The 13953-nt window shown below is 22.2% G+C and carries 16 protein-coding genes, 1 pseudogene and 1 riboswitch; of the genes and pseudogenes, 5 read left to right on the top strand and 12 right to left on the bottom strand.

The features are described from left to right. Positions 1–48 precede the first annotated feature (48 nt). Positions 49–432, bottom strand: coding sequence for a hypothetical protein (locus ACI2WJ_RS03330; protein WP_400254598.1), 384 nt, complete (start codon positions 430–432; stop codon positions 49–51). A 97-nt stretch (positions 433–529) separates the two neighbouring features. On the opposite strand from ACI2WJ_RS03330, the gene ACI2WJ_RS03335 reads away from it, so the two are divergent. Both ACI2WJ_RS03335 and ACI2WJ_RS03340 read left to right on the top strand, forming a co-directional pair. Beyond that, positions 530–1717, top strand: a complete 1188-nt coding sequence (locus tag ACI2WJ_RS03335) for an Mbov_0401 family ICE element transposase-like protein (protein WP_400254599.1) — start codon at positions 530–532, stop codon at positions 1715–1717. Positions 1718–2300: 583 nt separating this feature from the next. Then, the gene (locus ACI2WJ_RS03340; protein WP_339038926.1) at positions 2301–2612 is read left to right on the top strand and encodes a hypothetical protein; all 312 of its coding nucleotides are present in this window, start codon (positions 2301–2303) and stop codon (positions 2610–2612) included. A gap of 246 nt (positions 2613–2858) precedes the next feature. On the opposite strand, the pseudogene ACI2WJ_RS03345 reads toward ACI2WJ_RS03340, so the two are convergent. The 9 genes and pseudogenes from ACI2WJ_RS03345 to ACI2WJ_RS03385 form a co-directional block, all read right to left on the bottom strand. Beyond that, positions 2859–4095 (bottom strand): annotated as a pseudogene (locus ACI2WJ_RS03345) (IS256 family transposase). A gap of 124 nt (positions 4096–4219) precedes the next feature. Next, on the bottom strand, positions 4220–4570 hold the full coding sequence (locus tag ACI2WJ_RS03350) for a hypothetical protein (RefSeq protein ID WP_400254826.1): 351 nt from the start codon (positions 4568–4570) through the stop codon (positions 4220–4222). A 240-nt stretch (positions 4571–4810) separates the two neighbouring features. Then, positions 4811–5137 carry a hypothetical protein gene (locus ACI2WJ_RS03355; protein ID WP_400254827.1) on the bottom strand — a complete coding sequence of 109 codons (327 nt, stop codon included), beginning with the start codon at positions 5135–5137 and terminating at the stop codon, positions 4811–4813. Between the two features lie 138 nt (positions 5138–5275). Next, on the bottom strand, positions 5276–5581 hold the full coding sequence (locus tag ACI2WJ_RS03360) for a hypothetical protein (protein WP_400254828.1): 306 nt from the start codon (positions 5579–5581) through the stop codon (positions 5276–5278). Positions 5582–5888: 307 nt separating this feature from the next. Then, positions 5889–6554, bottom strand: a complete 666-nt coding sequence (locus ACI2WJ_RS03365) for a BspA family leucine-rich repeat surface protein (protein WP_400254829.1) — start codon at positions 6552–6554, stop codon at positions 5889–5891. Then, positions 6506–6820 carry a hypothetical protein gene (locus tag ACI2WJ_RS03370; protein WP_400254830.1) on the bottom strand — a complete coding sequence of 105 codons (315 nt, stop codon included), beginning with the start codon at positions 6818–6820 and terminating at the stop codon, positions 6506–6508. Before ACI2WJ_RS03370 ends, ACI2WJ_RS03365 begins: the two co-directional genes overlap by 49 nt. Before the next feature lie 145 nt (positions 6821–6965). Then, entirely contained in the window at positions 6966–8897 is a 1932-nt protein-coding gene (locus ACI2WJ_RS03375; RefSeq protein WP_400254831.1) for a hypothetical protein, read from the bottom strand. Between the two features lie 114 nt (positions 8898–9011). Beyond that, on the bottom strand, positions 9012–9683 hold the full coding sequence (locus ACI2WJ_RS03380) for a hypothetical protein (protein WP_338980837.1): 672 nt from the start codon (positions 9681–9683) through the stop codon (positions 9012–9014). 76 nt (positions 9684–9759) lie between these two features. Further along, on the bottom strand, positions 9760–10446 hold the full coding sequence (locus ACI2WJ_RS03385) for a hypothetical protein (protein WP_252320001.1): 687 nt from the start codon (positions 10444–10446) through the stop codon (positions 9760–9762). A 328-nt stretch (positions 10447–10774) separates the two neighbouring features. Between ACI2WJ_RS03385 and ACI2WJ_RS03390 the strand changes: the two genes are divergently transcribed. Continuing rightward, positions 10775–11266 (top strand): hypothetical protein, encoded by a 492-nt coding sequence (locus ACI2WJ_RS03390; protein WP_400254832.1) that lies wholly within the window; start codon positions 10775–10777, stop codon positions 11264–11266. Here the strand turns inward: ACI2WJ_RS03390 and ACI2WJ_RS03395 are convergent. Continuing rightward, entirely contained in the window at positions 11263–11907 is a 645-nt protein-coding gene (locus ACI2WJ_RS03395) for a hypothetical protein (protein WP_252319995.1), read from the bottom strand. The two genes, ACI2WJ_RS03390 and ACI2WJ_RS03395, sit on opposite strands and share 4 nt — an antisense overlap. A gap of 99 nt (positions 11908–12006) precedes the next feature. On the opposite strand from ACI2WJ_RS03395, the gene ACI2WJ_RS03400 reads away from it, so the two are divergent. Continuing rightward, complete coding sequence (locus ACI2WJ_RS03400; RefSeq protein ID WP_400254833.1) at positions 12007–12561, top strand: inorganic diphosphatase; 555 nt, start codon at positions 12007–12009, stop codon at positions 12559–12561. A gap of 52 nt (positions 12562–12613) precedes the next feature. Continuing rightward, positions 12614–12792, top strand: a riboswitch (cobalamin riboswitch). Positions 12793–12916: 124 nt separating this feature from the next. Continuing rightward, on the top strand, positions 12917–13504 hold the full coding sequence (locus ACI2WJ_RS03405) for a hypothetical protein (RefSeq protein ID WP_338957592.1): 588 nt from the start codon (positions 12917–12919) through the stop codon (positions 13502–13504). A 52-nt stretch (positions 13505–13556) separates the two neighbouring features. Here the strand turns inward: ACI2WJ_RS03405 and ACI2WJ_RS03410 are convergent, their stop codons facing one another. Next, positions 13557–13712 (bottom strand): hypothetical protein, encoded by a 156-nt coding sequence (locus tag ACI2WJ_RS03410; protein ID WP_339049056.1) that lies wholly within the window; start codon positions 13710–13712, stop codon positions 13557–13559. Positions 13713–13953: the final 241 nt, after the last annotated feature.

Here is a 13953-nt window from a genome sequence, read left to right on the forward strand (position 1 = left end):
TTTTTTACCTTTAAAATAAAGAAAAAAACCTATATTTATTATAGGTTTCTAATCATTATTTTCTATTTTTCTTGGTTCACAAAGATTAATAATTATATTACTTTTTGAGTTATTTTCTTCAAAATTATTTTGTAAATCATCAAATTCTTCTGGATGACATTTTCTTAAATATTCTCATTGATATTTTGGGTCTTTCATAGTATTACGTAATAAATAATTAGCAATTTTTTGACATGCTTTATCATATTCCTTTAAAAAATTTTGTTGTCATTTTGTCTGGTAGCGTCGGCAATCAAATATATATTTTCTATCAATTCCTAATGCTAAATTTAAACCAGTTTTTGTCATTCTAGTTGGTACATTTTTATTATCTCTAAAATATTCATTTATTTTTTCTTTATAATTTCCTAATTCTTTTCTTTTTGCTGGCATATTTATCACCTATATTCAATATTTATATACTAATTATAACATTTTAACTAAAGTATATTACAACACTCACCAGTTAATTATTGTTATACTCAAAGTCATGTATTTAGAAAGGAATAATATTATGATTTTACTTCCTGAACAATTTCCTCATAATCAGTTTAAAATTAGTCATGAAAAACAAATGTTATTAGATTATAAAAATGATTTAATTAAATATGATAAATATTGGTATGAAAATTACTATGATAAAAATAAATATAAATATGTTAAAACTGCTAAAAGAACTTTTACATCAATGTATGGAATAGTAAAAGATTTTTATAAAAAAGTATATCAACATAAAATTACTGGTGAATATTTATATCCATTAGATACATATATTAATATTGATAAAAATAAAAATTTTACTAATCAAGTAACAAAATCAATAATTTATGAAGCTGATTTTAATAATATTACATATCCTATAATTAAACATAATTTAAAAATAGATATATCTTTATCAACAATTTGTAGAAGAGTAAAAAAAACTAATATATTTGTTCAAGAATTACCAAAAGAAAAAATAAAAATATTACCAACTGATTTTATTTATATTCAATCAGATGAATCATATAATAATTTAATTGATAATAAAAAGAAAAGAAAATTTAGACATAGAACAGTAAGTATAAGTACTGGTTTTGATTTAAATAAATCTACTGATAATAGACATGTTTTAGAAAATAAATATATTTTTGTTATATCAACTAGAAAAGGTCAAAGAATTACAAAAAAAGAATTTGCTAAATCTATAATAACTAATGTAGATAATATTTTTATTGGTTATACTAATGAAAATTTAAAATTAACGGGTGATGGTGCAACTTATCTTAAATCTACTACTAATTATTTAAAAATTGATTATACTGTAGATAAATGACATCCATTACAAAAATTAAAACAAGTATTTATTGTAGGAAAAGGTAAAAGAACAAAAGAAAATAATAAAAAATTAAATTATGCTTATTATAAATTATTTTTAAATGGTAATTATTATAAATTATTAAATTATTTAAAAGAAAATAATGCTGATGAAAAAATATATGAATATTTTAAAAATAATAAAAAAGGTATTGAAAATCAAAATGCTATTTGAAATATTGGTTGTAGTGCTGAAAGTGATGTTTATCATTTAATCAAATCAATATCTAATAATAATGCAAAAATTTATTCAAAAGAAGCATTTTTTAATTTATTAAAATTAAAACAAGCAAGAATTAATAAATTAAAAGTATTTGTTTAAATTTATAAAATTTAATAAATCTAAACCTAAATAGTTAGGAATTTTCATTTTATAAAAGTTAATAAAATCTATATTAAGACTTGACATTAACCCTAAATAGGGTTATAATATTTATAACAATTAATAATTTATTTTATCTTTTATTTAAAGAAAATTAAATTATAACTAGACTTGAAATACGCCCAATTTATCATTAGTTTTTGTTGCTCATATAGTTGTTCCAGCCCCCCCAGTAGACTGTATAGTCATGTCCTAAATATGATTGATAACCATTAGTTTGATTATGTGCTATTGAACCAATTATTATTACAAGTCCTTATTTAATATATCAATATAAAGAAATTAGAAAACATAAAAAAGAATGTCATTTATGTAAACAACATTCAAATAAAATACAATTGGAGTTAAAAAAACTGCTGAATTTGTTAAAGAACATTGTCAAAAATTTTATGAAAATGTTGAACAAGCAAAAATAATTATTTGTGGAGATAGTGCTGGATGAATTAAAGATGTAGCAGATTATCTTGGTGCTGAGTTTGTTTTAGATAAATTCCATTTAATTAGAACATTATATCTTGGTATAATGGCGGGAAATAAAGGAAAATATTGAAGTGAATATAATAATTGTAAAGATTTCATTAATAATGGTCAATATGAACAATTAATTGATTATTTATATAAAGAATTAGATAATCATAAAAAGTTAAAAAAACAATATTTTAAAAATAATAAAAAAGGTATTGTTAATCAAGGTGCAAAATGAAATATTGGTTGTTTTACTGAAACAAATATTTGACATGTTTTAAAAGAAATGATTGTTAATAGAACATATAGTATTTTTATTTATATAAAAATGGTTATTTTTAAATGTAATCAAATAAATTTAAAAACATAATTTTACTTATTTTAAAATAAAAAATTAAAAAAACTTATTAAATTAAAAGTTAATAAGAATTTTTGTTATATATTTATGTTAATTAAATTATTAAAATGTTTTTATAATTTATAAAATTGAGTATTTTAATTGTAATATTTTTAAATTAGTAGTAAGATAAATTTACAATTTCATAAAAATCCAAATTATTTCTTGTCTAAATTTAGAGGCTTTTATGTAATCTGTGTATCTTTGTTTTACAAAGTACTAGTTTAGATTAATTCTATCTTCAAATTTTATCATAAAATGAGCAATTGCTGTATTTCAATTTTGAATGGGCATTGTTCATTTTTTTGTTATATTTTCAATTGCTAAATAAAATATTTTAAAAACTGCCATATCATTAGGAAAAACTTTTTTATTTCTGATAATTTTTCGTAATTGACTATTTACAGATTCAATAGCATTTGTTGTATAAATCACTCTTTTAATTTCTGCAGGATAACTAATAAAAACCATTAAATTATCTCAATTTTTATATCAAGATTTAGCAATTTGAGGATAGTGTTTATTTCACTTATTTTCAAAGGATTCTAAAGCCTGCATTGCTTGTTCTTCACTACATGCAGTATAAATTGGTTTTAAATCTGCAACTAGAGATTTTCTATGCTTATATGAGACATATTTCAAACTATTTCTAATTTGATGAACTATGCATAATTGATGTTCTGTTTTAAGATAAACTGATTGTATTGCTTCTGACATGCCTGTTAAATTATCACTGCAGGCAATAAGAATATCATTTAAGCCACGATTTTTCATTTCTGTTAAATTTGCTAATCAAAATTTAGCACCTTCATTTTCACTAATTCATAAACCTAAAACATCTTTTTTACCTTCTAAATCAACTCCTAAAGCTATATAAACTGATTTGTTAATAATGCGTTTATCTTGTCGTACTTTAACTACTATACAATCAAAATAAACAATAGGATAAATGCCTTCTAATGGTCTATTTTGTCATGCTTTGACATCATCAATAACATCATCAGTATTGACTAATAATACTTTCACTAATATCAGCACCCTGATATAACTCTTGTAACTGCATTCTAATATCTGATAATGTCATACCTTTTGCATATAAGGAAAGAACTTGTTGATCAAAACCATCAAATCTTCTCTGTCTTTTTGGCACTATTACAGGAGTAAAATTACTATTACGATCTCGTGGTACATCAATCTCAATTTTACCTTGTTGAGTTATTAATTTTTTTGAACTTATACCATTACGAGCATTGTCACTATTACTATGTTGATTTTTTTCATATCCTAAATAATTTTGCATCTCAGAATTCAACATTTTTTCAACTAAACGTTTTGTTAATTCTTTATATAAACCCCCTTCTTTAAAAACTGTTGTTAAATCTTCAGTATTTTCTAATAATAAATCTACTGCTTTTGATATTGGATCATTATTATTAAAGTTATCTTTTTTAGCCATCTGTAACTCACTCTTTCTAGTCATTTAATTATATTTACTAGAATTAATTAAACATAGTTATTTTTGTAAGTTACACAGATTACTAAACATTACCTAAATTATAATAAGACTACAACGATTTAATTTATTCCGGATTTTTGACAATCTCCCAATTGAACATAAAATTTAAAGATGTTACTTCTGATGGTAATTTATCAGGTACTTCTTTAATTGTTTTTGGCATTCTAACAACTTGAATTTCACCTTGTTTGTTTTTATAAAAACCAATTTGAGTAATTTTGGTAGTTTTTATATTTGATAAATCTCTTTTATTGGTTGTTTGTTCTTTTCCATCTTTATCAATGTAAATAGTATCTTGTTGTGTTTTATTATCTAAAAGTTCAATTTTTTGTGAAGTTTTATTTAAACCAGTATTTAAAGTTCCAATAGATGTCCCAAATGTTAAAACACTTAGTGCAGTAATCAATGTTTTCATATTGAAAACCTCCCTTTTTATTTTATTCAATAACTTTTTATTAAATCTATAAGTTATTTATATCTTAGAATGCTTTTTAAGATAATGCAATAACAAATATTTATACTCCCACAAAACACTACTTTTAGCATAACGTTAACAAATCAAACAATAAAAAACACTAGCAACAATAAAGATGCTAGTGTTTTTTATTATTAAATTTTAAAAATTTATTTAAATAAATTTAACAAAAAACTATTACTAATTAGCAACAAAAACTGAATTAACAGAGTTTAATGAAGATGAATCATTATCAATATTTGTTTCATTACATCTTGTCTTAAATTCTTCATCATTAATTAATAAAGTACCATTTTCTTCATTATCCAATATGCTCTGATTTTCATTATTAGTTTCAAAATCAATAGGATTTCAAAATTTATTTATTAATCAATTAGTAGTTCCAGAAACTCCATCAAGTGTAGCAAAAATTGGAGCAATAATTTTTGAATCAAGACCAGGTAGGTGTTCAAAATAATGATCCTCCTCCAATAATTGCAGCAAAAGGACATAATAAATTAAAACCATCTTCAATTGACTTTAATATTTTATTAGTTGCTGAATCTTTATTAGTAAAATAAATACGTGTAAGTGTTGTTGTTCCAGCCAAAACACCAGAAATAGCAGATATTTCAAAACTAATAAATGGTAGTAAATTAGGAATTGTTAAATCTCAATTACTGCTTTAGTAAATATTGTTTTAATAAAATTAACATCTAATGTTGTAACTATATATGAGGTATTTGTTAATATTTTTCAAACTTCTATTAATGTTGCTACTTTTTTACTATCTGGTAAAAATGTAAATGCTGTCCCAAAAACACCCCTATTTAAAGCATTTGCTAAATTTAATCATTGTGAAACTTGACGAGCATTATGTAATAATTTAGTAGTTGCACCAGCACTACCAGCACCAATAGCATTTAAAGCAATAGTAATAATTTTTTTATACTGTTCTTGATTATTTATCATTTAATTACTCTTCTTTCTAAGTTAAAATTTCTCTAATTAAACAGCAAAAAAACCTGTTTAGGTAATAATACTAAACAGGCTTAATGATTTAAGCATATATTTCTTGTCTGTTCATATACATTATAAAATCAAAACATTTAAAAAACAATATTCAAAATAAAGAAAATAAAAATTATCTTAAGTAATGTAAATAACAATCTTTACTTAGATTATCAATAAAAAATAATATAAAAAATGATTTTAAATAATATTTGTTTAAAATCATTTTTTATATTATTTTTTATTGTTTCTTCTTGAAACATTTATTTTATTTATTAAATTTTGGTCATTTACTAAGATCTGATGCAATGCCTGACTCAATAGCAAAATTATCATGGTTTTTTACTTTTTCAACATTTCATTGTGATAAATTTTGATTAAAAGAAGTTGCATATGCAAACATACCACTCATATCTGTGACATTTGAAGTAATTCAAGTTGAAATATTACCATTAAATTTTCAAGTTCTCCTAAACATACCACTCATATCTGTGACATTAGATACATCTCAATTTGATAAATCCTGATTAAATGATGATGAACCTTCAAATGATCCAGCAGCACTAAACATACTATTCATAGTTGTCACCTTCGACACATTTCAATTAGTAATATTACCATTAAATACTGATGTGGCACTAAACAGACTGCTCATATCTGTGACATTAGATACATCTCAAGTTGACAAATCCTGATTAAATGTGGCTGCATAATAAAACATTTGTTTCATAGTTGTCACCTTCGACACATTTCAATTAGTAATATTACCATTAAATACTGATGTGGCACTAAACAGACTGCTCATATCTGTGACATTAGATACATCTCAAGTTGACAAATCCTGATTAAATGATTTCGCACGAGTAAACATATAACTCAAAGATGTTATTTCTGATGGTAGTTTGTCAGGTACTTTTTCAATTGTTTCTGGCATTCTAGCAACTTGAATTTCACCTTGTCGATTCTTATAAAAACCAATTTGAACAACCTCTTTACTTTCTCTATCTCTGACAAATCTTCTATATTAGTTTTTATTTCTTCTCCATTTTTATTTTTGTAAATTGTATCTTGTTGTGTTTTACTTTGAATGTAATTAGTTGTAATATTAGTTTTTTCTTCAATTGTATTTAAAATATTGATTAAATTTCCTGTGGTTGTTGCAAGTGTTAAAACACTTAATGTTGTTAATAATGATTTCATAATTAGTCCCCTTTATTTTCCCCAATAACTTTTTCTTAAATCTATAAGTTATCTATATTTTAAATTGTTTAAAGAGAAATGCAATAACTGACTTGTATATTAATATACTTTTTAAATTAAAATATCTAATTATTGAAGAAAATTATTAACTAATATGAAATAATTTTATTTTAAAGATTTTACTTGTAAGAAAATTAGCATTTTTAAATGTAATATCATAACTTTTATTATCTAAATTATTTTTAATTTTATAACTTAAAACTGCACTAACACTACCATCATCATGTTTAAATGTATTCATTGCAATATCACTTAAAGTAAAATAACTATTATTGTTAATATCAAAATATTTACTATACATATCTTTATATAAATTTTCTTGGTCCTTTAACATATTATCAAGAATACCATTATGATGTGTTTTATCAACTATTATATTTAGTAAGGAATTTAAACTACTAGTAGGAGTATTTAATCAATTAGAAAAGTTTGCAAGAACACTATCTTGTTTAAAATTAGTTTCATCACAAAATTGAACACCTAATAATTGTAATATTTCTTTAGTTTTACTAATATTATCTGTTGTTGGGTGATTAATAATATATTTAAGATTATTTAAAGCATTAATAAAATCTTTACTACCGAAAGTTAAATCTAAATATTTTACTAAATCTTTTAAATCAATTAATGGATTTGTTGTTAAATATTTATTAGTAAACTCAAATATTTTATTAATTGTGTCATTAATTGGAACATTTTTAATTGCTGATTCTAAACTATTAACAACTTGTTGAGGAATATCACTAATAGCTGAAATAAAAGAAAATTTCTTTTGAATCTCAGGTAATGTTCAATATGAATCAGTTCATGCAAAGGTAGCTTTCGCAATAATATCTTCACCAAAAGGTCCGGTCATTAAATTGGTAACTAATTTAAGCATATTATCTTTTGAAGATATTAATTCTTGAAAAATAGTTAATACTTTTTTTAGTTGAACTGTATTATTTTTAAGTGGTGTTTTATCATCTCAAGTAATACTATCAATACCAAGAGTTGGATTAGTTAATTTTAATACTTCACTTTTAACCATTGGTATTATTGTTTTTATTAAATAAGGTCATGCCACTGGATTTGTTAAAATCTTATTAAGAGTTTCACTAAATGTAACATTAAAATTATCAGAATTAAAACCGATAGGTGCAGCACCTCATAAAGCATATTTAATATTATCGCTAATCATTTCCCCAATATATTTTCCTGATATTGACTTAAACATATAATTAAAATTAACACCAGCTATATATTCATAAAATTGATTTCAATTTCAATTTTTTGCTTCATCTTTAACATAGTATCACTTTTCATGACTTGGAATATTTCAAGCTTGAGCAAATGTCGCTTTCTTTGACATATAATCTTGCATTTTTTCAAAAGTAGTATTACCACTAAAATTATCTTCTTGATCTCAATCTGCTAATAATTCATCAATAGTATTAGTTATAATTGGAATATAATTAGTATAAGATAAGTAATCATTAATATTTGGTATTAAATTTTTAATATTTTTTAACATTCCATCAATCATATTAACAGTATCATCATTAGATAAAATAGAATTATTTAAATAATTTTTAAGCATTGGCAATATGTCACGATAACTATTATAACTATTAATATTATTAGTGACAGAATCAACTTTAGATTGATTAATACCATTACGTTGAAATAAACCCTGAATAGTATTAATACTATTACCATCTAAGTTACTAGTTCAATCATTAATAAAATCATTTCCAGTATTCTTACCTGTAAGATTATCAATTTGAATAGAAGGGGTTTGATTATACATATCATTTAATAAATTATTAGTATTAAAACCTTTATTTTTAGCAATTAATAACGATTTACCAACAATAGAGGTTTCATTAGCATACTTAGTTGCTGTTTTAGTATCAACATTGTTGTTGGCAAAATTATTAATACTAATATTGTTTGTATCAATTGTGAATGCTAAAAGCGACATGCTAGAACTTAATAAAAGGCTGGTAGTAAAAAATAAATTTAATTTTCGTCTCATATTTTACACTCCATTTATAATGATTTTCTTATTATTATAAACTATTACAAAATAATGTACAGTAAATTTTATTTTTAAAAAAAATATCTACTAATAAGTTAAATTAGTAGATATTTAATACATTTTAATTATGAATTTAATTAGATATTCCGTTTTTGTTAAGTTAGGACTAATAACTAGTAAAGGAATATTTATAAATTTATGAGAAAGTATGTTTATTATTTTTTTTGTTGTAGAAACATTAGTTTTTGGTGTAGAAGCATTAGTTTGTGTTTTATTAAAAACATGTGTTGGTTTAACTGAATGATTATTCTCTTGAGTAAAATGAGAATTTTTTTTGTGTTGATGTAATTTATTATTACATTTATTAAACAAATGTTTAATCAAATGTAAGGGATTTACCATACAGTGATGATGGTGACATAAAATATCAACAATATTAGTTAATAAATAATTAACATTTTTATTAGCTTCCAAATTATGTTGGATAGGTTTTTCCAAAATGCTATAAAAAGTAGGAATAATATTATTATAATTAGCGATATCTCTTTCCTGTAAATATGTTAACATTTCCAATACTTTTTTATTATTTACTAAATCATTATTACTTTTAAACTTTCTATTCTTGATAATGCTACTATGATAAGAATTTGGATCACATAAACGATATTTTATTTTCCTTGATGATTTTATTTTCTTTTTTCTTAATTTCAGAAAAAATATTATTATAAAACCAATTAAAAAAATAATACTCATGATAATAATTAAAATAACTATTAACTTCATATGTTACTCCCACATTTTATTTTTAATTAATAAGTATTAATTTAACATTTTATTTTATAAAATAAAATACTTTTTATTAAAAATAATAACGTTTAGCAGAACCTATCTTTCTTTCAACTAAGCTAAATAAGATAAAGATAAAAATAAATCTTAAAATTTCAATACCAAGTAAAATAAATAATATAATTACTGAATGATTATTAAAATTAAGAATATTATTATCATATTCATCAGGTCTTGGTAGGTTAGGACTAAAATAAAGTACTACTAAAGTTAAAACAAAAGATAAAGTAGCAATAATCGCATTTAAGGGTACTATTACTAGACCAGCACTTACTTTTTTGATAGTATCTACTTTTAAATTTTTACTTTTATTACACAATTTAAAAAGATAGTAGTAAATAAAATAAAAAGAAACAATAAATAAAATATTAGCAATATTATCAAAGAAAATTTGAATTGGCGGATGATCACTATCTGCTAATAAATGTAATCAAGGTTCAATAATACCAATTGCTAATGTATAATATAAACCAATAATTGGTAAAGCAAAAGCAATAATTAATGAATCAAAAATTCTTAATGGTAAAATTACTCCCATAAACTGAATAGGTATTTCAATTAATGAAGAAGCAACAGCTAATCCCAATAAAATTCCTGTCAAAGTAATATTAAAAATTTGTTGTTTTGAATTAATCTTTATTTTTTTCTTTGTTTTTATATCTACTTTTTCTTTTTCTTGGTCAACACTTTTAACTATCATTATAACTTCTCCTTTTTAAAATAGGTATTTAATTAATTAAATACTTATTTATAAAAATTATAAATTACTTTTAATTAAAAAACAAGACATTTATTAAATTTTTATAAAAAGTGTTAATACTACTCTAATTTAGAAAATTAATTAACAATAAAAATATCATAATAATAATTTGATAGATAATTTTTATTAAAATAAAAATAACAAAAACTAAAAAAATAAATTATAATATTAATCATTAATTTAAATAGTGTTAAATCCTTATATAGATATTTTTTCTGTATTAGGATTTTATTAAATAAAATTGCTAAAAGAAAAGGAAGATTAAAAGATGGCAAAAAAATATACACCGGAAATAAAAGAAAAAGTATTACAATATTTACAAGATGGTAAAAGTTATGGTGAAATCAAAAAAGAAACTGGCATTTCAAAAACAACAATTTGAATTTGAAAGCAAAAAGCAAGAAAGAATGAACTTAAAACAAAACATTCAGTCAACTCAGCTCCAAGAGATATATTAGAAGCAGCCATCAATATTGCAGAAATAAATTGTGATAATAATGAAAATCAAAATTATAAAGAAGAATTTTTAAATCAACAGCAAACAATAAATTTATTATCAGTAAGTATTAACAAACAAATAGAAAACAACTATTTTGATAATTCAGAAGAAGATAGTGATTCAGAACGATTAGTAATTGATGAAGATTATAAAGAAGAAGTAAATATTTGAAGACCTTGAGAAGAGTCAGAAATAAAACAAAATAGTGAAGAATCTTTAGTAATAGAATTAAAAAAAGATCAATTAAAATATATTATTTAAATATTAAAATGTTGTACTAAAATTTGTACTGGCCTAACTAATAATAAATATAAAAGCAAAACTGAAGTAAATTTAATTAAATTAAATGGTACAAATACAATTCAAATCTTATCTTTAAGATCACCAGCACCATACATGTCTAAAATAAAAGCTCAATTATAAAAAGCACTAATTAATGATACTAAAATACAAGTAATAACAACTGTCGGTATTTCAATAATCATTAATCGTTTTCAAGAATTATTAGATTGCGTTTTTCAAAATGGTAATTGCTTAAATAATAATTTAAAACTACTATATAATAACAATAAAGTAATGGTACTTAACATATAAGCAAATTCACCAATTGGTTCAGCATTACCAGAAGGAAAATGAGGTAAGATTAAACTTAGTCAAGGAACAATAATGGCAATTAACAAACTATAAGGAAGTTTAATAATTAACAATGCAATTAAATTAATAGTATTACCAAAATCAATTTTTAAAAAAGGTAAAAAAATAGGTGGTGTTTCTAATAAGGTCATTAATGTTGTAACTGCCAATAAACTACTAATTAATGCTATCCTATGAGTAGTTAATTTTAAAGAATTATTAATATTACTTTTAAATTGTTGTCACTTTTTCTCATATTTTAAACTCATCTTTTACTCCTTAAAATACATTTATTATTTTAATTATATATAAAAAAACGTTTATTTATTATATAATAAAATTAATTTTTAAAAGGAGATGAAGTATTAATGAATAAAAGTGAAAATAACATTGTGCAAATGGTAGTTGAAATTCCCAAAGGATCAAGTAATAAATATGAATATGATTGAAAATCTAAAACTATGATATTAGATCGTGTTCTTTATGGTGCTAATTTTTATCCCGGTGAATATGGATATATTCCTGAAACTTTAGATTATGATGGTGATCCTTTAGATATTATTAGTTTAATTACTTATCCAACTTTCCCTGGTTGCTTAGTAGAAGTTAGAGTTTTAGGAATGATTAAAATGATTGACAGTGGTGAAGTTGATACTAAATTATTTGGTGTTGTTAATTCTGATCCACGCTTTAATGAGTATCAAGATCTAAAAGATGTACCACAACATTTACGTGATGAAATTGTTAATTTCTTTTTACAGTATAAAGAATTACAAAAAAAGAAAGTCATAATTGAAGGTTGAGGTAACTTAAAAGAAGCATTAACTGAACTTACAACATGTAAAAATATGTTTAAACAATATCAAAATGAAATGAATAATTTACCAAAAGCACAATTAGTGTCATTATTAAACAAAAAATAAACAAAAAGTATAATATATTTTTAATATATTAAATCATTTATCCTTAAATACAACTGAATAAAATTAAATAGATGAACAACTGTTCATAAAAGGGAATTAAGTAATCTTAAGCTGCCCCAGCAACTGTGATACTGATAAAAGTTACATAATCCATTGAAATCAAAGATTTTGAGAAGGGTAACAAGTAAAATGAAGTTAAGCCAGTAGACCTATCTATTTAACACTATTAAACTAATCTCTGGGTGCAGATAACAGTTATATAATTTTAATTGATGTTTTATCTCCGATTAGTATAACTAAACCACCTTTATGAGGTGGTTTTAAATTTAAAAAATAAAGAAAGCCGAGAACAAATATGAGTAACCATGTCCAAAAATTAATTCGTATCTTGATTATTCCTTCATATGCAGCACTAGTTTTTGCTTTAAAAGAAGTATTAGCAATATTACCAAATATTGAAGTTGTAACTTTTCTATTAGCATTTTCAGCATTAGTTTTTCCACTATATATGTCAATTACTATTCCTTTAATTTTTGCTTCATTAGAAATTCTACTTTACGGTGGTAATAGTTGAATATTTTTATATTTTAGTATATGACCAATATTGGTCATAATAATTTGAATATTTCGTCATTTAATTAAAAAGCATTGATGAATTTTTGTAATTATTACAAGTTTATGAGGTTTTACTTTTGGTACATTTGATTCTCTAATTCATTTAATATTATTTGGTAAATCCAGTTTTTATCTTTACTGATTATCTGGATTAAGTTTTGATGCTATTCATGGCATTGGTAACTTCATGTTTAGTAGTTTTCTGTATAAACCAATTATCAGTATTTGAAATAAATATTTACAATATTATATTATTATTGATAATAATATTATTGAAGAAAGCAATGATGAACAAACATCAAATAATGAATTATTAGTTGAACCATAAATATAAATTTATATTTAAATAATTAACTATTCATATAATATTATTTATATCATTAAACTGATGATGAAAAGTATTTATTTCAATCTCTTATTGAATCTTTTTCTTCTAAATTAAATGAATTTATATATTTTTTCAAATCATTTTCTTTTGCAAATAATTCTTTAAGATCTTCTTGTAATAAGTTTTGCTCATTAATTAATATTTGCATATTAGTTTTTACTATATCATATTTTTCTTTTAAATTTTCTTTTTCCCTATTGGTTTTTATAAATTCATTTTTATTTTCACATAGTTCTTTTTCTGTTATTTTATTTCAATCATAAAAACCTAAAGTAATACATTTAATATAAAAATTAATTCTTGGATTTATTTTCTTTGTATTTAAATTAATAATAGATTTTCTTAATTTAGAACTTTTTGACTGTAAAGTTAAAAAGTTCTTTTTCTAA

The sequence above is a fragment of the Spiroplasma endosymbiont of Cleonymus obscurus genome (assembly GCF_964273375.1).
In the GTDB taxonomy this organism is placed as follows: domain Bacteria; phylum Bacillota_I; class Bacilli_A; order Mycoplasmatales; family VBWQ01; genus Spiroplasma_E.